Annotated in this window: 16 protein-coding genes; 1 reads left to right on the plus strand and 15 read right to left on the minus strand. The window is 45.6% G+C overall.

From position 1 onward, the window contains the following. Window positions 1-2: 2 nt before the first annotated feature. From QZY95_RS09080 to QZY95_RS09150, 15 genes are all read right to left on the minus strand, one after another. Window positions 3-1,157: a hybrid sensor histidine kinase/response regulator gene (locus tag QZY95_RS09080; RefSeq protein ID WP_290922519.1), complete on the minus strand. Its 1,155-nt coding sequence runs from the start codon at window positions 1,155-1,157 to the stop codon at window positions 3-5. Window positions 1,158-1,181: 24 nt separating this feature from the next. After that, entirely contained in the window at window positions 1,182-3,455 is a 2,274-nt protein-coding gene (locus QZY95_RS09085; protein WP_290922522.1) for a PAS domain S-box protein, read from the minus strand. A gap of 220 nt (window positions 3,456-3,675) precedes the next feature. After that, complete coding sequence (locus QZY95_RS09090; RefSeq protein ID WP_290922526.1) at window positions 3,676-4,212, minus strand: RrF2 family transcriptional regulator; 537 nt, start codon at window positions 4,210-4,212, stop codon at window positions 3,676-3,678. 755 nt (window positions 4,213-4,967) lie between these two features. After that, window positions 4,968-5,216, minus strand: coding sequence for a hypothetical protein (locus QZY95_RS09095; RefSeq protein ID WP_290922532.1), 249 nt, complete (start codon window positions 5,214-5,216; stop codon window positions 4,968-4,970). A 376-nt stretch (window positions 5,217-5,592) separates the two neighbouring features. After that, window positions 5,593-8,058 (minus strand): ATP-binding protein, encoded by a 2,466-nt coding sequence (locus QZY95_RS09100; protein ID WP_290922537.1) that lies wholly within the window; start codon window positions 8,056-8,058, stop codon window positions 5,593-5,595. Window positions 8,059-8,070: 12 nt separating this feature from the next. Beyond that, on the minus strand, window positions 8,071-8,499 hold the full coding sequence (locus QZY95_RS09105; protein ID WP_290922541.1) for an Hsp20/alpha crystallin family protein: 429 nt from the start codon (window positions 8,497-8,499) through the stop codon (window positions 8,071-8,073). Between the two features lie 266 nt (window positions 8,500-8,765). Beyond that, window positions 8,766-9,437, minus strand: a complete 672-nt coding sequence (locus tag QZY95_RS09110) for a GntR family transcriptional regulator (protein ID WP_290922544.1) — start codon at window positions 9,435-9,437, stop codon at window positions 8,766-8,768. Window positions 9,438-9,705: 268 nt separating this feature from the next. Next, complete coding sequence (locus QZY95_RS09115; protein WP_290922547.1) at window positions 9,706-10,929, minus strand: hypothetical protein; 1,224 nt, start codon at window positions 10,927-10,929, stop codon at window positions 9,706-9,708. Between the two features lie 57 nt (window positions 10,930-10,986). Continuing rightward, window positions 10,987-12,258, minus strand: a complete 1,272-nt coding sequence (locus QZY95_RS09120) for a TRAP transporter large permease (protein WP_290922550.1) — start codon at window positions 12,256-12,258, stop codon at window positions 10,987-10,989. A gap of 11 nt (window positions 12,259-12,269) precedes the next feature. Then, window positions 12,270-12,770, minus strand: coding sequence for a TRAP transporter small permease (locus QZY95_RS09125; RefSeq protein ID WP_290922553.1), 501 nt, complete (start codon window positions 12,768-12,770; stop codon window positions 12,270-12,272). 54 nt (window positions 12,771-12,824) lie between these two features. Further along, window positions 12,825-13,817, minus strand: a complete 993-nt coding sequence (locus QZY95_RS09130) for a TRAP transporter substrate-binding protein (RefSeq protein WP_290922556.1) — start codon at window positions 13,815-13,817, stop codon at window positions 12,825-12,827. 81 nt (window positions 13,818-13,898) lie between these two features. Then, on the minus strand, window positions 13,899-14,900 hold the full coding sequence (locus QZY95_RS09135; protein ID WP_290922559.1) for a D-cysteine desulfhydrase: 1,002 nt from the start codon (window positions 14,898-14,900) through the stop codon (window positions 13,899-13,901). Between the two features lie 22 nt (window positions 14,901-14,922). Beyond that, window positions 14,923-15,312, minus strand: coding sequence for a RidA family protein (locus QZY95_RS09140; protein WP_290922561.1), 390 nt, complete (start codon window positions 15,310-15,312; stop codon window positions 14,923-14,925). A gap of 561 nt (window positions 15,313-15,873) precedes the next feature. Beyond that, window positions 15,874-16,875 carry a D-cysteine desulfhydrase gene (locus QZY95_RS09145; RefSeq protein ID WP_290922564.1) on the minus strand — a complete coding sequence of 334 codons (1,002 nt, stop codon included), beginning with the start codon at window positions 16,873-16,875 and terminating at the stop codon, window positions 15,874-15,876. A 925-nt stretch (window positions 16,876-17,800) separates the two neighbouring features. Next, the gene (locus tag QZY95_RS09150) at window positions 17,801-18,082 is read right to left on the minus strand and encodes a peptidylprolyl isomerase (protein ID WP_066857827.1); all 282 of its coding nucleotides are present in this window, start codon (window positions 18,080-18,082) and stop codon (window positions 17,801-17,803) included. Window positions 18,083-18,399: 317 nt separating this feature from the next. Between QZY95_RS09150 and QZY95_RS09155 the strand changes: the two genes are divergently transcribed. Beyond that, the gene (locus QZY95_RS09155; protein WP_290922571.1) at window positions 18,400-19,866 is read left to right on the plus strand and encodes a 30S ribosomal protein S1; all 1,467 of its coding nucleotides are present in this window, start codon (window positions 18,400-18,402) and stop codon (window positions 19,864-19,866) included. Window positions 19,867-20,085: the final 219 nt, after the last annotated feature.

Genomic DNA, 20,085 nt, shown 5'->3' on the forward strand with positions numbered 1-20,085 from the left:
CTTTATTCTGCCGGAACAAACGGAAGCAAAATTATTGCACGGACTCCGCCTTCAATACCGTTTTCCAGAATGAGTTCACCACCCATTTCCCGAACGGCCTTACGAGTTGCCATAAGCCCGAAGCCGGAACCTCGATCTTTGGTGGTCACAAGCCCTTCTTCCAGCTGCTCGAACAATTCTGAAGAAAGCCCGCGACCATTGTCTTCAACGATGTACCGAACATGCAAAGAATCGCACTCTGTATGCAACATCACCTTGCCATCACCGAACTCTCGACGACCGGATTGAATAGCTTCCTCAACAGCCTCAACAGCATTAGTTGCAAGATTCATAAGGCAGGTATGAATCGCCTGTTCATCCAACAAAGCTGCGCGCTGCGGAACGCAGGCATGAATAATTTTCCCGCCCGCCTCATGCATACGTGCTGTAAGTAGTTCTGCAATTTCACACATCGGCGCACCCGGATCAACACGCTTCGGCTTCAGAGACAACGGACGCGAAAGCTGCAATAGATTCATCGTCAAATCGCGCACTCTGGTCACATCGCGTTTAACCATACCCCACCCTTGTTCAAGGTAGTCTTTACGGTCCAGCTCGAGCCCCTTTTCCAGCACAAACAGCGCACCTTCCAGCCCGCCGGCAATGTTTTTAATCGCATGTGCCAGTCCAGCTACTGTTTCACCCATCACAGCAAACCGCTCAGCACGTACAAGTTCTCTCGTTCGCTGCTCTACAAGGGATTCCAGATGCATTGTATGATCAACAAGCTGCCTACGCATAATGACCCGTTCAACTGCCCGCCGCAACGCAAACTCCAAGAGTTCCACATTTACTGGTTTCGTTATAAAATCCGTTGCGCCGAGCCGGAGACAGTCCACCGCAACAGAAACATCCGCATGCCCTGTTGTTATGATAACAGCAGTCTCAGGCCATCTGCGTTTAATCTCTTTCAGCAGCTCTACACCGTCCATACCGGGCATTCGCACATCTGTAACAACAACTTCGTACGCTTTTTTCTCAAGCTTCTCTAACGCTTCTTCACCACTGTGCACGGTATCCACAACATACCCTAAGTCGGTAATGTAGGCTCCGAGCACCAAGGTGATCCCCTTTTCATCATCAACCAGAAGAACTGAAGAACGCGATGCTACACTCATCTTTGCTGTGCCTCCTGCAATAACCTACCGGCGACTGCTGCTGCGAGGGAAGGTAAGCGTGAACTGTGCTCCATTACCCTCTTTCTTATTTTTAACCCGAATTGTGCCGCCGAAATCTTTTATCAGACCATATGTAATGGAAAGCCCCAAACCTGTTCCCTTACCAACCTTTTTAGTGGTAAAAAACGGTTCAAAAATCTTATCTATCAATCCTGCAGGAACACCTGTTCCGGTGTCATCAACCACCGCAACAACAGCACGTGGCGTGGAATACGTACGCAATGTAATAACTTTTTCTTCTGTGCTTCCGTCCGCTGCAGCTTCTTCTATAGAATCACGAGCATTCAACAGCAGGTTGATGAACACCTGCTCAAGCCTATTTGCAACACCAAGCATCGCAGGCAAGTTCTCTTTCAAGTTCATTTCTACAGAAATGCCACGCAACGTAAGCTGTGAAATAAACATATCCACAGAACGCTGAATCACATCATTCACATTCACCCGCTCGAGGGCATGGTCGGACTGCCTGCCGAAAGCACGCATGTGATCAATAATCTGACTGGCTCTGTCCACGTGAGAATCGATTTCCTCTGCCATAGTTTTCAATATGTCAGGATCAATCGGTTCAGAACGTTTCACCTTGCGCATAATAAACCCGCTGGCAGCTTTAATAACCGTTAACGGCTGATTCAGCTCGTGTGCAACCCCTGTTGCCATTTCACCCAGCGTTGCCATTTTACCGGCCTGAATAAGCTTCTGTTCTGTCTCAAGCCTGTCCGTTACATCAGTTGCCGTCACAAGCAATACGTTCCGTTCATTGTAAATGGCTGGAGACAATCTGAAGTCTACATACAATGTACTGCCGTCTTTTCTCTTCTGGCGAACACGGTTAAGCGCGGTAAAGGCTTTAATATAGGAGCGCGCCTTATCCTGCTCCTCTTTCGGGAACAGTTGGATAAAGGAAGTATTATGCATTTCTCCGGCATCATACCCATAACTTCGCTCTGCCATATCATTACAGTCGATAATGGTATTATCTTCCACGTCCAGAACAAATACCGCGTTAGGAATATGGTTAAAAATAGCATGATACTTTGCTTCTGATGTAAGAAGGCGTTCCTCGACCCGCTTACGGGCAGAAATATCAAGCGCCATCTCCATTGCCGCAACGACCTTTCCGTTTTCATCAAAAACCGGAGCCACATGCACAAGCCAATGCACTTTCGTCCCATCCGGATTGATACGACTTTCTTCGGAGCAATGAGGACGTCCAGACTGGAATGTTTTATCCAGTGGACAATTAACGCACTTTTCAGTCCGTCCTTTATACGCCTCATAACAAAAAGCGCCCGGCTTGGGATTAAACCGCTCTGCAAATTCTTTATTGTATTTGATGATACGCATATCAGCATCTTGAACAGTTATGCTGCATGGTACCTGTTCAAATAATTCCTGATATTCCCGACGCTTTTTATCTAACTCAGCCTGTTTTCCTGCTACGGATTTTTCCATTGCAAGAACAGATTCCACAAGCTGTCCAAGCTCATCTGTACGCGGCATCGCCTCAAGCCGTGACGGCTCGCCTTTACTGATTCTTTTTGTGGATTTGATGATTCGCCTGATTGGCGCCGTGATATACCGCCGCAACCCGAAAACCAGAAGCGATACGGACAAGATATAGATAAGCCCCGTGAGACTGAGAAGCTTGTTTTGAATTTCATCCAGCCCTACAAAAGCTTTGTCCGTCTGCAGGATCAACTCAAGCTCTCCAAGAACAGTATGTCCTGAATTATGGGCATGGCAGGGAGCAGACGAACAGCTCGGCTCATTCATTATCGGGGTAATAGTACCAAGCTGTTCCACACCATCCACAGTAAACGTTCTGGTTCGCTGCTTCAGGGTCAAAGCCGTTCTTGGCGGCTCTACCACATGGCAGGCAGAACAGGCTGGAGTATCCATTGAAACCTGTGTGCCCACTTCGTCTGCTCTGTTGGAAAACCGGATAACACCCTGCTTGTCATAAATCCTCACAGAGGTGATATCCGGATGTTTTGCGATATCAGAAACAATCTGATCTATCTCATTACGTGAATTTGCCATCATCGCATAGCGGGCGGAAAGCAAAATCGTCTTACTCAGTCTGTCTGCTTCTAGAGAAAGTTTAGAGGCGGTATGCTTCTTGAGAAAATGCATGGTTCCCCATGAGTGCAGTCCTAGACAGAGAATAAGTACTACGGCGATAAGCAGAAGAACTTTAGCAGCCAATGAATTGCGTAAACGGGAAAGCCAGAAATACATGCTCAACCCCCAGTAAGGCGGTACACACAAATGAATACTACAGGAACACTACACGATCAGTTTGTTACGATATCTTGACTCTGTCAGTCCTGCTGCCTGCACGCAAAGGTCGATCCCCCCTAAAGAGCGTTACCCAAGCCCCCCTTTTCTATAACTACTCAACTTTATTACAAAGAATTTCATTACCGAAAAAGTACACAGCAGCAAGAGCTTTGATCAATTAGAACGAATCTTCAAGTCCAGTCAGTGAGTACTCACGTAGCAAGTTGAGCCGTTTTTGCTCATCATCCATTGGAGCAGTATTTGCGTTCTGAACAGTACGCACACAGTAGTCACCGAACTTAACGCCTTTTTCTGAGTAGCTTACCAGCTCTGCAAAGGTAAACTTGTCCAAATGGGAATACATGGCAACACTTGCCTCTTTCCAAAGCAGCCTTGTCAGACACCCCGGAGCATCACAGCATGTAGCAGCATCTTGCCCGCACCCTACAATGTCTGTTCCCCCTTCTAACAACCTGACAACTTCGCCGACAGTAATGGAGGCAGGATCTACCGCAAGCCTGTGCCCACCACTAGGTCCGCGTCTGGTTTTCAAGTACCCGCCTGCACGCAGTTGTCTGGCAATTTTTTCAAGGTACTTCTGAGAAATACCTAATCGGGCGGACGATTCTTTCATCAGCACCGGTTTTTCCTGACCATGGGTTGCAATATCGAGCAACAATCTCGTGCCGTATCTGCTATTGGTTAACAGTCGCATAGCAAACTCCTTATGGTAATACCCTATAAAAAAAATATATATACACATTACAAATTCCGACAATATCAGTCGGCTAAGTAACTTCACACCTCCCTATACCCTACCGGAGAGTTTCTAACAACTAATGAATTTTTCAGACTATTTTAATCAACAATAAATTTTTCCAACACTTCTATTCAATTAGAGTGTGAGAAGGCTGAGCGAATATATTTTCTCATTTTACCCTTGAGAATTCGTATACACCTGCTACCTTAATAAGTGGTAATTTGTCTTCGGAGGAATAATGGCACGGTCAAACAACAACAGCTGTAACAGTTGTGTATATCATAGAGGCACTTGCACAATCGGTATTACAGCTAAATCAGGAAAGAGGTGCAGCAACTACCGTCCGCTCTGCGTTTCATGCCCGTATCCAGAATCTTTTTGCCATACTTGCAGCCTGCGACCATTTAATGACCTCAAAAACGCAGTTTATCAGGATACGGAACTGGGAAACCATATGTACGGATGTGTCTGGGACGACTCAACGCCCCTTAGAGCTATGCTAAAAAGTAAATGAAATTGTAACACCGCACAAAAAAGAGCAGCCTACCTTTACGTAGACTGCTCTTTTTTACACCCTATTCAGACGAATATTATAAAAGTAACACATCCTTTTACAAACACGTCCTGAACAAATAAATCTCTTTCGATGTGCCTGCATTCCCACCCTGCAGGTAGAAAACACATCGTTACGCCATGCGTATGCGTACGTCTTACTGCTCAACAAGCTTATCTAAATTATGCACCAGCCCTTCCAGCATCAGCTTTAAACATTCTTTCTGCTCAAGCGGTACTTCTTTCCAAGCCTCGGCATAATTCAGCGTACACTGTTTGTCAGATTCAACGTCAATGTAGAATAAGCCGTCCTTATCCACATTAACCTCAATCCGTTCCCCGCATGCTTTGGTTAAAACGATTTCAACGCGGTTAACTTCCTCAACAACTTTGCCATTGTTGCCCATAACTCACTCGCTCCGTTTGATTTGCCCGAATTCATCCGGTTGGTAAGTAACGTTTAAAATATGGTGTATCTCTTCTCTACTTGCACAACTACTACCGACTTTGCAAAGTAAAAAAATGCTTTGTCTATTCAATCAGTTTTTTATTGAACACTGATTATGAACTTTATCACTCTTCAATTCATCAATTTTGAAAATATCAGCAATTCTAATTACAAAAAAAGATGCTGTACGCAATTCTGCACAGCATCTTTTTTATAGGGCTGTTTCATACACTGTACACTGCTGCACCGACCATCACCAATCGGCAGCACCGCCGACATTATTCTGCCACGCAACAAGCACAGTGTGAGAAACAGCCCCTATTTCAGGAGTCAAGTTACTCTTCAGTATTTTCCTCGTCTTTACCTTTCGCAAAGTCTCTTAAGCCTTCTGCCAAGGTAACAAGACGGGCATCGACAAGACCGTAAATAGAGTCTTCAGGGTACTTGCCATTAGCATCACGCTCACCGGCCGGGACACCAGTCAGGATTTCAATACCTTCATGAACTGTTTTCACAGACCATATAAAGAATTTACCCTCTTTGACTGCATCCACAACTTCCTGCTTCAGCATCAGATCTTTAACATTAGCCTCAGGGATCATCACACCCTGATCGCCCGTTAACCCTTTTGCTTTGCAGACAGTGAAGAAGCCTTCAATCTTTTCGTTTGCTCCGCCAATAGGCTGTACTTCACCATTCTGGTTCACTGAACCGGTAACAGCTACTGACTGCTTGATCGGAACACCTGAAAGGCTGGAAAGAAGAGCATACAGCTCTGTCGTAGAAGCAGAATCGCCATCTACCCCGCCATACGATTGCTCAAAGGCAATGGATGCAGCAAGAGTAAGCGGTTTGTCCTGCGCAAAATTCTGCCGCAAGTAGCCGCTTAAAATGAGCATGCCCTTGTTATGTGTAGGGCCTGACATCTTAGCATCACGTTCGATGTTGATAATACCTTCTTTACCCATTGCAGTGGTGCAGGTAATACGTGAAGGTTTTCCGAACATCAGGTCTCCAGTGGAGTACACGGCAAGCCCGTTAATCTGGCCAACCTCAGCACCTTCTGTATCAATAAAGATACTGCCGCGATCAATCATTTCCTGAATTTTTTCTTCAATCAAACCATCGCGGAAAATCCGTGCCTCAAGTGCTTTCTGGACATGTTCGGCTTCGACCAAATCCGCCGACGCATCTTCAGCAAAGAAGTCTGCCTCGGCCATCACGTCACCTAGAACAGGGAAAGAAGTACTCAGTTTTTCCTGCCTGCCGCTTTTGCGCACACTATGTTCCAACAATGCAGCAACTGCACCATTGGTAAACGGCTTAAGCTTCCGTTTTTCAGCATACGTAGCAACCAGTCTGCATACTTCATTGATACCGTCATCGGTATTATCCATACTGGAATCAAAATCAGCACGTACCTTAAAGATCATTTCCACTTCAGGATCATAATGCTTCAGCATGTGGTACAACTGGCCTGTTGCCAGAACAACCACCTTAACATCCATTGAAATGGATTCCGGCTTAATGCCGGTTGAAGCCATAAAAGAGTATGGATCGAATGTCTGGATTTCCAGTTCTGAGGTTTTAAGAGCGCGTTTTAATGTCTGCCATACACCCGGCTCAGCAATAGCATCCAACAGGTTGATTACGAGGAACCCGCCGTTTGCTTTAATGAAGGAACCCGCTGTAATTTTTTGGAAGTCAGTACGCCAGAGACCGGATCTGTCCATCACGCGTTCGATAGAACCGAACAGATTTCGATAATTAGGGAATGATTCGATGATGACCGGAGGGCCGTCGCTCTCAGCGTTATCCACCAGCAGATTTACACCATACGGATGGAGAACGGCCTCTGCACTGACAGCAGGAAGCTGCATACCGGGCATAGGCCCAGCCTGAGGCTGACCAATCATCTTAATGAGATCAAGTTGCTCGGACATATTAGCAAGCATGTCTTTGATATGCTTAGAAGCTTTTTCATGGTCTTTCCATGCAGCAATCAAACCGACTGCAAGCTCGCTGGCAGTATTCATAAACATTAAGCGATCTACTTCTTCGCTTTTAGTTTTTACGTCCTTCTGCAAGCGGCGGACATCCATAAAAATAGTATCGATTTCGTCCTTAAGCTCTTTGTATTTTTCCTGTAAAGAATCATACTCTTCTTTCGGGAAACGGCCTTTTTCAACCATCTCTTCAAGCTTGAGTAAGTGTGTAGGTTCACCATCTACCACAGGAACGATATCCGGTCGCTGCACCTGCCCCATCTGCATGTTCACAAGCACAAAGCCGGCTTCTTTTACACGCTCTTCCAAACCTTTGAAGAAATCACGCGTTTTTTTATCGTGCTCTTCCAGTAAAGCATTTTTGCTGTTTATGTACTCCTGACTTTCAAACAGCTGTGGAATTTCACGTTTGATATCTTCCAAAAATTCTTCGATATCTTTTTTAAATTTCTGACCATTACCTGCTTCAAACGTAAGCAGAATAGGCTCTTCAGGCGTTTTAAAATTATTAACGTAACATAAGTCTTTAGGGGCGCACTGCTTGCGGACTGAATTCTCAAGCAGCTGCTTAACCATCCCCATAGTTCCTACATCCGCAGCGCCGGTTACGAAAATATTATACCCTTTGGCATCAATACCCATACCAAAGCGAAAAGCATCAACGCCACGCCGCTGACCGATAATTTCAGTCAATTCTTCCAAGTCTGTGGTTTTGGAAAACGGAAGCGTTGCCGGATCGACTTTCCACCGCAGCTTATCAAGAGGAACCAAATTGCGTTCTACAATCTCTGCCATGTGAGCCTCCTATTAATCTTTATCGCCGCGTGTTATTGGAATACTTCGTCTCTCCGGAATCGTGCAGCTAGGCAAAGAGATAATCAGCTTATTATCTTCAAGACTTGCTTCAACATCTTCAATCTTCACTTTGCAGGGCAAACGCATCTGGCTCTCAAATGAGCCTACGGATTCTGAATGCTCGCACTTTTCAGTATAGGTGCATCGTAAGGTAAGATATGCACCGTCTATATGAATCTCTAAATTGTCTTCTGTCACACCGGGAAGCTCTGCCTCGATGCGGTACCCTTCATCAGTTTCAACCAGTCGTAACTCTGTATCCATTAACGGCTGACAAACAGAAGGTAATCCAAACTCAGAACAAATCTGATTGAACATCCGGTCGCTGTCGAGCTTAAGCCGCTGTAGCTGCTGGTTTCTCCATGATTTTAGATTGGACATTGAGACCTCCTGCGCTAACGCGCTTTCATCAATTTCTCGTCGCTCCTTTAGGTTGTATCGCAACAACCACCTTGGTGATATGATTCTAGTAAGTTATATGACATAATACCCGCAAAATAAACAAGCCCCTCATAAAGAGGGGCTTGATACGTCACACCGCACAGAAAGAACATACGGGTGGACACTGAAATCATGGGCACAACAACTGTACCTGTTTCAAACAATTCCGTGCGGATATGACTAAATATAAAAATGGTATGGGCGAACTACGCCTCATCCTCCTCAAAAACATCAACTCCGTAACGCTCCATGCGTCTGCCGGATTCAATGTAGTGCTCACGAAGTGTGTTTTCGATAGCAACCACATCTTTGGTGCGTAGAACATCTAACAACAAGGCATGACGTTCGTACACAGCCTGCAGGGTGAACAGTTCTTTCCAGTAGCGGAAAAGTAAGAATTTAGAAATGCCCTGACAGGAGCGGCGTGCCAATTCTCCAATAAGCTCATTGGTATTCTTGGAAAACAGAATGTCATGAAAACGGTCATCAAGCTCAGCCATGGAAGTACCGTTTTCTCCACGCTCAGCAACCTTTTTCATATCATCTACAACCTTCTGAAGTGCAGAAAAATCTTTTTCTGTAAACTTAGAAATAGTTGAAGACACAGCGGCACCTTCCAGAACACCGCCTGTAAAGTAGCTGTCACGAATCTGTTTTGCAGTAAGTGCTGTGATAAACTTACCACGCTGCGGAATAGACGTAATGAGCCCTTCTTTAACCAACATCTGTAACGCTTCACGCACAGGTGCCCTGCTGATAGCAAGCTCGGTCGCCACTACAACTTCATTAACCTTATCTCCCGGATGTAATTTTCCGGTAAGAATGGCGTCTTTGATATAAACAATAATTTGTTCGCTATAAGTTTTTACGGCGGACATGCTCTTCCTTCTACCAAGCTCTGTTACGAGATTTTATTGCTCAAGTGCAGAAAACGCATTCATTCCCACCACGTTTCCTCTCAAAAATCTGACTTGAACAAGCATATGGTTTTGCCCACTATAAGGACTTGGTACTTATAATAAAGATACAATGCATACGCAAATATCTTCTATTGACGGCATGTTAGCACTCTGTTGGCATCTTGTGTACCGAAAATGCTGCAACCGGCGCACAAGAGAGTCTAACTCTACGTATCAACAGCAAAAATTAAAATGTGTCCGGCGGCATGGCAACTTGCCGCTCACGTACATATCGTGCTGCTTCGTCAATGTTGGCAACCAAATGTGTGATTGATGCGGTTACAACCCGCAAATACTGTTTAACATCCATCGGGGATACTGCCGGGATGTGCCATCGTCGTATATTAACACCGGATACGGCCATGGAGAGCACAGCAGCCATGCCGGGCTGCAACCCTCCACCACCGACAATAGAGTTCAAGTCTGAACTCATAAACGTTACCCCGCCAGCGTCCTGGCTGACGAGCTCGGCCAGCTCGCCAATAAGGGAAACCTTTTCAACTGAGGTTTGCGCGGCAGACAGCGCAATACCCAGTTTTTCGATACGCTCGCCTAAGCGATGCGTCATTGAAGCTAATTCTGTTGTACCGCGAGGGTATGCCGTGTTGGAGCACATGGTAACCACACTCACATCATGTGCTCCACAACACAGAGCTTTACCTACAGCGGGATTATCGGCTTCTTCATTATACCGCACCCACAGCACATCCGCACTTAACTCGCTACATACGGACGGCACATAGGCTTTGCTTTCAAGAATAATGGTAGGCAGCAAATCTAGCCCGAGGCGTTGCATCACAACCCTCTTGCCACCATACGCAAGATTCCCTTCAGCGTCTTCAATAGGCCCCATTCCACCTGTTGTGGCATTCAGCGTTGCCATTACAGATGCATGGTGCCCGTCGATGGTAAGAACTGTACCAAGACAACCACCGCAAGTCCCCGCGAGGCGTTCATCTTCGTACAAAAAATTTTCTGGATACTGCACAAGGAATGTATTCAACACCGCATGACACATAGCGGTTTGCAAAGCGACAGGAACTTCAGTCACGCCCTGTCCGTAAATTCTTCCGAAAGACTCAAGCGTCAATTTCTGGGAAAAGATAGCATCGCCGCCTACCGCGCGCTGTGCAAGCTCGGTTTCGTAGGGGGAAATTCCCCTGCGGGCCTGTGCCTTACCGGTTCCGCCATCTTCTGTTGTAACGGTAACCCAATCCCCTTCCACTACAATTGACTTAATTGCAGTATTTACCGGATACGCTTGCGCCATAAGGGTAACAACAACAGCAAAACCTGCTGTGTCATCCTGAATAAAGCCTGAATGGCTATGAACATGACCCGCGCCTGCGTGCCCCATAATGCCAAAACAGCCTTTGTCCTCGGAAGATCTGGATATTGAATAAGTATGCATAATCCCTTCAAACGGGGAGGACAAAATCCTCCCCGTATATATGCAGTTCGGTCGTTTCTAGAGAAGTCCCAGAGACAGAGCCGGAATAAAGGTGATTGCAAGCAATGCAATACACATGGTGAACAGGAACGGAAGTACAGCTACGCTGAGACGTTCAATGCTCAAGTTACTAATGCTACAACCGACAAAGAGGTTTACGCCAACCGGTGGAGTAAGGAAGCCCATGGAAGCTGCAACAATCATAACAATACCAAAATGGATCGGATCCATACCAAGATGCTTCATTACTGGCAGAAGAAGCGGAGTAAGAATAAGGATGTTTGCCAGTGCGTCCATAAAGGTACCCATAATAAGAAGGAATACCAGAATGATTGGGATCAGGACGTATTTGTTATCAGAGATACCGACAAGAACGTCTACGAGCATGTCAGGTACATTGTAGAATAACAGAATCTGCCCCAATGCGGTAGCGGTTGCTACTACAATAAAGATAGATGCAGAGGTAATAGCAGTATTACGGAATACATCCCATACTTTGCCCCATGTAAGGGTGCGCAATACAAGACCTTCAGCAACAAATGCGTACACTACTGCGATAACGCCTGCTTCTGTAGGAGTAGTAAGACCACCGTAGATACCGCCAAGTACGATAAGCGGAACCATAAGTGCCACAAGTGCTTCGCGAAGAGCAGTCATGCGTTCCATAAAGGAAGCACGTTTACCTCCGCCGTAACCGTGACGACGAGCGATAACATAGCTGCAGATCATAAGGCAGACGCCAACAAAAAGCCCCGGACCGACACCTGCGATGAACAAGTCACCAACAGAAACACCAGCAGTTGTACCGTAAATAATAAGCGGAACACTAGGTGGAATCATAACGCCAAGACAGCCGGCAGATGTGTTTACAGCAGCAGCAAAGCGACGGCTGTAGCCTTCTTTAACCATAGACGGAACCATGATGCCGCCTACAGCAGCTACGGTAGCCGGAGAAGAACCGGACAATGCACCGTAGAACATACTGGTCAGAACGGAGATGTGAGCCATACCGCCGGTAACGTGACCAACAAATGTGTGAGAAACTTTAAGCAGACGTTGCGCCATACTCCCCTTCTGCATAATTTCCCCTGCCATAATAAAGAACGGCACAGCCATAAGTGGGAAAACATCAAGGGAAGTGATCATTTTTTGAACAAGAAAAGCTGGTGGAAGAATATCGCCGAAGACGATGCCCACCGCAACGCAAAGCCCGATAGCGATGCCGATCGGCACGCTAAGTAACAGAAAGAATGCAAGCGATGCAAAAATAATTAAGATAGTAAATTCCATGAGATAAGCCTCTATACTTCTGCGGATGGAACTGGATCGATTTTACCAGTTGCTACGCCGATCATTCTTTCAACGGTACGTAATCCCATCAGGAACATACCGAACGGAAGGCTAAGGAAAACCCAGTACATTCTGATTTCCAATGCTGGAGTTTTCTGGCCGGTAGTTACGAGAAATTGAATCATCTCCACGCCCCACCAAGCACAGGCGAAGCAGAACACTGCTGTAAACGCGTAAGACAAAAGCGTAACCGGTTTTGCAAGACGGCCGCCAGCAATTGTTCGGAAGATAGTAACCTCGAGGTGTTTGTCTTCCTTGGTTGCGTAGCTACAGCCAACATATACAGCCCAGATGAACAAGTAACGGGCTAACTCTTCTGACCATTCGAAAGAATACTCAAGTACGTATCGAGTAAACACCTGAACAGCGATGAGCACTGTCATCACTATAAGACAGGATGATGAGAAAATTTCTTCAAAACGGGCCAAAAACGATTTTCCTTTGTGAGACATGTACTCTCCTTAAGTCTGCCGGTCGAAAAAATTCGACCGGCAGCACCAAGTACTTTATTCTGCTACTGTTGCTTTAATTTTCTCGATAAGTTCTTTACCGATACGTTCTTCAAACTCTTTGTATACACCTGCAGATGCAGCAGCCCAGCGAGCGCGCTCTTCAGGAGTGAGTTTTACAACAGTAACGCCTTTATCAGCGAGCTTAGAAAGAATTTCTTTCTCGCCATCACGGATGAGTTTGCGTTCGTAAAGCTTGGATTCTTCAAACGCTGCAAGAATCATAGCTTTGTCTTCAGCATTGAGGCTGTCGAGGAAACGCTTAGAAATCATTACGAGATGCGGGCTGTAGAGGCTGTTAACAATGGTAACGTTGTTGTTAACTTCAGGGAAGTTGTTGTGCCAAGCAAGGTTGAGGTCGATGTCGATGCCATCAACTGTTTTCTGCTGAAGTGCAGTGTAAACTTCGCCCCAAGACACAGGAGTCGGGTTCATACCAAGCGCACGAAGAGTAGAGATGTGTGCTTTGGAAGGAGTAGAACGAATTTTAAGGTTTTTCGCATCTTCAAGAGTCTTAACTGGCTTCTGGTTGTTCCAAAGGTTACGGAAACCAATTTCGTAGTAACCAAGACCTACGATACCGGAAGGCTCGAGAGCTTTTGTGGCATGCATACCGATAGGACCATCGGTAATTTTGTCAGCAGCTTCGTAGGAAGGGAACAGGAACGGAAGGTCAAAGATAAGGAACTCATCAGAAAACGGTGCAAGGTTTGGAGTCGCAGCGGAACCCATCTGCAGCATGTTGAGCTGAAGACCCTGAACAACACTGTCAAAGTTACCGAACTTAGAGCTGTCGTAGATATCTACTTTGTATTTACCGCCGGAACGTTCTTCAACAAGCTGTTTGAATTTTTCAAACGCCATACCCATCGGGTGCTGAGGTACGTTCGGGTGAGCAAGTTTAATCACTTTAGGTGCCGCAAAAGCGGAGGTTGCGCCAATCAAAAGAACAGCAACAAGCGCAAGAATGATCACTCTAACATTTCTCATACTTCTCTCCTCACTAGGATGTTTATTTACAAAAAGCCGTGCGAAGTCCACGAGCTTCGCACGGCGAAAGGACAATACTTTCTATTTGAAGGTATCGAGGTATGCGTACAGCGCTGGTGAACCACCAGTGTGCAAGAATACTACGTTTGAACCTTCAGGGAAATGGCCTTTACGAACGAGATCGATAAGACCAGCCATTGCTTTACCGGAGTATACTGGGTCAAGCAGGATACCTTCGGTCTGAGCAAGAAGTTTAACAGCTTCAATCATAGAATCGGTCGGGAGGGAGTAACCTGGTCCAACGTAAGAATCGAAGCATTCAACTGCGTCACTAGGAACGCCGCCTTTGATGTCGCCGATGAGTTCAACGGTTTCTTCAACAAGCTTGTATACGTGTGCTTCCTGAACGTCTTTAGGACGGCTTACGTTGATACCGGATACTGGGATACCGGAGTTGGTTGCGTGCATACCAATAGCCATGCCTGCATGGGTACCAGCGCTACCGGAAGGAACAACAACGTGATCAACTTTGAGTTTCATGTCGAAGAACTGCTGCTGAAGTTCCTGAGCACAAGAAACGTAACCAAGAGCACCGATGGAGTTAGAAGCGCCACCAGGAATGATGTATGGCTTTTTGCCTTCTGCACGGAGTGCTTCAGCAACTTTTTCCATTTCGCCCATCATGTCGGAACCACCAGAAACAACTTTAGTGCTCTTCACGCCGAGGAGGTTGAAGAGGAAGTTGTTACCGGAACCTTCAGGTTTGTAGCTGCCTTTTACGCGTTCTTCGAGAACGAGGTGACAATCCATGCCTTCTTTAACAGCCCATGCGAGGGTAAGACAGCAGTGGTTAGACTGAACAGCACCACAAGTAATAATGGTGTCAGCGCCTTTTTCGATAGCATCAGCCATGCTAAAGTCAAGCTTACGTGTTTTGTTACCACCGGAAGTACCAGGAAGCAGGTCATCACGTTTGATGAAGATGTTAACTTTGCCACCTAAAGCTTCAGAAAAAGCAGGAACAGCTTCAAGCGGAGTTGGGGTAGTAACGTAGCCACGACGAGCAAATTTTGCGAGATTCATAATTTTTCTCTTTTAGAAGTAATTAGTTTTTTTTGCGGAAAATAACTTCGATTTCGATGTCTGCTCCAAGTGGAAGAGCAGCAACCTGAAATGCGCTACGAGCAGGGAAAGGCTCGTTGAAATACTCAGCGTAAACGGCATTAACTTCTTTAAAGTCGTTAACGTCGGTAAGAAATACGGTTGTCTTCACAATGTCATCAAGTGTGCAGCCTGCAGCTTCCGCTACAGCTTTGATGTTTGTGAGAGCCTGATGCGCTCTATCTGCAATAGAACCTTCACGCATGTTGCCGGTTGCAGGATCAATCGGAAGCATGCCGGAAGCGAACACAAAGCCGTCAGACTCGATCGCTTGAGAGTATGGACCTACCGCTGCTGGCAGCTGGTCTGTAAAAATTACGTTTTTTGTAGACATGTTGTCTCCAGTCTAACTGGTGTTAAATATATTTGCCATTTTGCGACATGTAAAATGTCGACATTTCACATGGCGTGAATTCGTCTTAAAAAGAATTTACAGAGCTTGTCAAATACATTTTGCGAACTTTTTTGAATTCGTTCTAACGTATGCCAAAAAAGTGGCGCTCCCCCTCTCTGTTGCAATCTCTAACAACTACAAATAAAAGAAAAATTCAGCAGTGCAGCCTACGTGATATTTGCTAACAGAATATTATACGAATTTTGTATATTTCAAGATGGTTATCTGCGGTTTTCGTCACAAAAACCACTAACAATTAAAAAGACTACGCTGAATCTCTACTCTGCTTCTCTTCTATGAGCTTTTGTGGACGTAACAAACAGAAACCAACCCTAGTCTAAGGCTGTTCATTCTCCGCATCTGTGTAATCTTCTCCTACGCTCTCTGTGCCCTATTCAAATCTTCAACGAATCCTGCATAGCATTGTGCTTTTTTTCACATTTCTTGTTAAAAAAAGCCGTGCGAAGTCCACGAGCTTCGCACGGCTTAAGTAACGAGAGATTATTTGAAGGTATCGAGGTAAGCGTAGAGAGCTGGGGAGCCACCTGTGTGCAGGAATACTACGTTAGAACCTTCAGGGAAGTGACCTTTACGAACGAGGTCAATAAGGCCAGCCATAGCTTTACCAGAGTAAACCGGATCGAGCAGGATGCCTTCAGTCTGAGCAAGCAGTTTTACTGCTTCTACCATTGAATCAGTTGGCAGGGAGTAGCCTGGTCCAACGTAAGAATCGAAGCATTCGATAGCATCGCTCGGTACGCCGCCTTTAATATCGCCGATAAGCTCAACGGTATCCTCAACGAGTTTGTACACGTGTGCTTCCTGCACATCTTTAGGACGGCTTACGTTGATACCGGATACTGGAATGCCAGTGTTGTTAGCGTACATACCGATAGCCATACCAGCGTGGGTACCAGCACTACCGGAAGGAACTACAACATGGTCAACTTTAAGTTTCATGTCGAAGAACTGCTGCTGAAGTTCCTGAGCACAAGAAACGTAACCGAGTGCGCCGATTGCGTTAGAAGCACCACCTGGAACGATGTACGGTTTTTTGCCTTCAGCACGGAGTGCTTCAGCAACTTTTTCCATTTCACCCATCATGTCAGAACCACCAGGAACAACTTTTGTGCTCTTCACGCCGAGAAGGTTAAAGAGGAAGTTGTTACCGGAAGCTTCCGGACTGTAGCTACCTTTTACGCGTTCTTCGAGAACAAGGTGACAATCCAAGCCTTCTTTTACAGCCCAAGCAAGTGTGAGACGGCAATGGTTAGACTGAACAGCACCGCAAGTGATGATGGTATCTGCACCTTTCTCAAGAGCGTCAGCAATGCTGAAGTCGAGTTTACGGGTTTTGTTACCGCCGGAAGTACCCGGAAGAAGGTCATCACGTTTGATGAAGATATTTACCTTGCCACCCAAAGCTTCAGAAAATGCTGGAACAGCTTCGAGAGGAGTTGGAGAAGAAACGTAGCCACGACGAGCAAATTTAGCGAGATTCATGATAATTCTCTTTTAAACAAACAGTTAGATTTTGTTATTCCACTGCCCTGCCAGACCTTTTACAGGTATCAAACAAGACAGCTTCACACATGGTTCACTAAAGAACGCGGACAAACGGTATTAACTTCGGTTTGTTGGTTAATATCGATGTAAATTTGTGCTCATGCACCCTGCACCACTAAGCATTCTGTCGCTTTGTACACACTGACCGACTCAAGTGGACAAAGGAATAGCTCCGACAGCAGACACGCTCAACGTTGCAAAAGCCTCTTTGTAAGAGTCAATCAGCCTGCGCAGTAAACGCTCACTTCCAGACTCAAAAAAATTACGTCGCATAGTCATGCTTATGCGGCACATGTATCGACATGTGAAATGTCGACATTTTGCATGTCGCAAACCCCTCTTAATGAGATTCCGCAAAGACTGTCAAATGGATTTTCGGAATTTTCTGCGGCTGTCAATAGATCTCGACCCTAAAAGGCGTAGGAAAATACTTTTAAAGTTCTCGTTAACTTTCTGTAAAAAAAAGACTTTACGAAAAGGAATTTTGTCGCAAGAAGGAAAGAAAAAAGAAGGAATTTTTTTCTGTAAACTTTGACTATCAAGTCATAATCACTTGAAATATCGCACATTGTAGTAGCAACGCTGTCCATAACACAGGCTGTGGTCACAACAAAGAAATACTGACTCGAATGCTGCCCTCTACTTTCTCAGTTATTTTTCTCTACGTTCCGTTAGTATGGTAGATGTTATTCCACATCATAATTCACGCCTATATGCTCTTGAACACATACGAATATACCATTTGCATACAAAAACCCCGTATGCTGGCAGCAATACGGGGCAAAATTAACAAGATAATCAAGGCAGAGTATCTTGCTTCGTGCGATACAGCGAGTATCACTAAGTTTTTACGTATGAAGTACTAATCCTGACGTTCAGTCACTTCAACGAGATGGTAACCGAATTGAGTTTGAACAGGACCATGAACAACACCTACTTCTTCGTTGAAGCAAACAGTGTCGAATTCCGGAACCATCTGACCAGGGAAGAATTCACCGAGTTCTCCGCCACGGCGACCGGATGGGCACTTAGAGTACTCTTTTGCGATAGCGGCAAAATCTTCTCCGCCAACGATACGCGCCTTAAGTTCGTTACAGGTATCCTCAGAATCAACGAGGATATGACGTGCTTTAGCTTTTGCCATGGTAAAACTCCTAATGTATGATATAAGAGGACATATCATGCCAGATGATACAAAATGAATCAACTTAGTAAATGCATACTGCTATTGTGTACAGCGTTACCCAAAAAAATCAGGTTTAGTACCACCTTGCCCTTGTCTGCTTCTATTCCCCTAATACTGAATGTTTTCAAGGCAAAAACAGCATATGCTTTCGCTCGGCGTTATAATTAAGTGACGTCCGGTGCGTTTTCTTTCTTGTATATAAAACAAATGAACGATATAGCGCCCAAAGCGTATTGTGCATCAACCATCTAACCCCCTCTTTCAAGGAGAACTGGATGACCGGTTCCGAAGATAGCCGTCAGAACGGCACAATGGAAAATTTTGAAGAAATGCTGGAAGCGTACACCGGCGCTGACAAAGCTCTGTCTGTTGGCGACAAAGTTTCCGGCCCGATCATCGGCATGTCCGGTGACAACCTTTTCGTAGACGTTGGAGCAAAAATCGACGGCATTGCTGATCGTACTGAGTTCCTCGGCGAAGAAGGTGAACTTACCGTTGCTGAAGGCGATACCGTAGAACTCTACGTTACTGCTGTTAAAGCTGATGCAATCCATCTTTCTAAAGCAATCAGCGGCCCTGCTGGCGCAGCAATGCTCGAAGAAGCTTTCAACGCAAAACTTCCTGTAGAAGGTAAAGTTCTTGCTACCCGTAAGGGCGGCTTTGATGTTGAAGTTTCTAAACGTCGCGTATTCTGTCCAGTAAGCCAGATCGACACCAAGTTCGTTGAAGATGCAGAAGAGTATGTTGGTAAAACATTCTCCTTTGCTATCATCAAATTCGAACAGCGCGGTCGTAACATTGTTGTATCCCGTCGTGCTCTGCTCGAACAGGAACAGCAGGCTGCTCGTGATGAATTCCTCAAAAACGTTAACGAAGGCGATCTTGTTGATGTTACCATCACACGCCTTACTAACTTTGGCGCATTTGCAGAACTTGCTGCTGGCGTTGAGGGTCTCATCCACGTTTCCGAACTGTCATGGTCTCGCATTGCTCAGGCAGACGAAGCTGTTTCCGTTGGTGACAAACTGCGCGTTAAACTGCTCGGCGTAGAAACTGACAAAAAAGGTCAGCTGCGTATTTCTCTTTCTGCTAAACAGGTTCAGGAAAACCCTTGGAACCGTGTTGAGTCAGAACTTACCGCTGGTGAAGTTCGCGAAGGCAAAGTCGTTCGCACTACCCCATTCGGTGCTTTTGTAGAAGTACTCCCAGGTATTGACGGTCTGGTGCACATTTCTGAAATGTCTTACACCAAACGCGTTCATAAAGCAGAAGATGTTGTTTCCGTTGGCGACACCGTTTCTGTTAAAATTAAGTCCATCGACTTAAGCTCCCGTCGTATCTCCCTCAGCATGCGTGATGCTGAAGGCGACCCTTGGGCAGACGTTGAAGAACGTTTCCCTACCGGTGCTGTAGTTGAAGGCACTGTAGAGTCTTCTTCTGATTTCGGTCTGTTTATCAACATTGCTCCGGGCGTTACCGGTCTTATGCCGAAATCTCTCATGGCAAAAGCTGACAAAGCAGCAAACCTTGACGCTCTCAAAGCAGGCGACAAAGTTGAAGTTACTGTTTCTCAGCTGCGCACTGCTGAACGCAAGGTTACTCTTGCTCCTAAAGGCATTGCTGCCTCTGAAGACAATTCCTGGAAAGCGCATCGCAAAACACAGACTGCTAAAGCAGAACCTCAGAACAGCTTCGGCTCCTTAGGTTCTCTCTTGCAGGACGCGCTCAACAAGAAAAAATAATCTGTTGATGCACACGCTCATTGAAAAGGATCAGTACTAACTGATCCTTTTTTTTGTCCAATTTTTCTTCTGTTCAAAAAGCTCCTGAATAAAAAATAACCATCTCTTATACTTTTTTTCGTTTACAATGACGAAATAAATATTATGTAAATGGTCGGTATGGTTTATTCCTACCGCACGGATAGAGTGCCCACCTGAGCATTTAGGAGATATTGAATA

This window comes from Halodesulfovibrio sp. (genome assembly GCF_015482765.1).
Taxonomy (GTDB): Bacteria; Desulfobacterota; Desulfovibrionia; order Desulfovibrionales; family Desulfovibrionaceae; genus Halodesulfovibrio.

Coding starts and splice junctions, on each gene's coding strand:
- QZY95_RS09080 (WP_290922519.1), bottom strand. CDS start 1,157: ATGAGTGTAGCATCGCGTTCTTCAGTTCTTCTGGTTGATGATGAAAAG.
- QZY95_RS09085 (WP_290922522.1), bottom strand. CDS start 3,455: ATGTATTTCTGGCTTTCCCGTTTACGCAATTCATTGGCTGCTAAAGTT.
- QZY95_RS09090 (WP_290922526.1), bottom strand. CDS start 4,212: ATGCGACTGTTAACCAATAGCAGATACGGCACGAGATTGTTGCTCGAT.
- QZY95_RS09095 (WP_290922532.1), bottom strand. CDS start 5,216: ATGGGCAACAATGGCAAAGTTGTTGAGGAAGTTAACCGCGTTGAAATC.
- QZY95_RS09100 (WP_290922537.1), bottom strand. CDS start 8,058: ATGGCAGAGATTGTAGAACGCAATTTGGTTCCTCTTGATAAGCTGCGG.
- QZY95_RS09105 (WP_290922541.1), bottom strand. CDS start 8,499: ATGTCCAATCTAAAATCATGGAGAAACCAGCAGCTACAGCGGCTTAAG.
- QZY95_RS09110 (WP_290922544.1), bottom strand. CDS start 9,437: ATGTCCGCCGTAAAAACTTATAGCGAACAAATTATTGTTTATATCAAA.
- QZY95_RS09115 (WP_290922547.1), bottom strand. CDS start 10,929: ATGCATACTTATTCAATATCCAGATCTTCCGAGGACAAAGGCTGTTTT.
- QZY95_RS09120 (WP_290922550.1), bottom strand. CDS start 12,258: ATGGAATTTACTATCTTAATTATTTTTGCATCGCTTGCATTCTTTCTG.
- QZY95_RS09125 (WP_290922553.1), bottom strand. CDS start 12,770: ATGTCTCACAAAGGAAAATCGTTTTTGGCCCGTTTTGAAGAAATTTTC.
- QZY95_RS09130 (WP_290922556.1), bottom strand. CDS start 13,817: ATGAGAAATGTTAGAGTGATCATTCTTGCGCTTGTTGCTGTTCTTTTG.
- QZY95_RS09135 (WP_290922559.1), bottom strand. CDS start 14,900: ATGAATCTCGCAAAATTTGCTCGTCGTGGCTACGTTACTACCCCAACT.
- QZY95_RS09140 (WP_290922561.1), bottom strand. CDS start 15,312: ATGTCTACAAAAAACGTAATTTTTACAGACCAGCTGCCAGCAGCGGTA.
- QZY95_RS09145 (WP_290922564.1), bottom strand. CDS start 16,875: ATGAATCTCGCTAAATTTGCTCGTCGTGGCTACGTTTCTTCTCCAACT.
- QZY95_RS09150 (WP_066857827.1), bottom strand. CDS start 18,082: ATGGCAAAAGCTAAAGCACGTCATATCCTCGTTGATTCTGAGGATACC.
- QZY95_RS09155 (WP_290922571.1), top strand. CDS start 18,400: ATGACCGGTTCCGAAGATAGCCGTCAGAACGGCACAATGGAAAATTTT.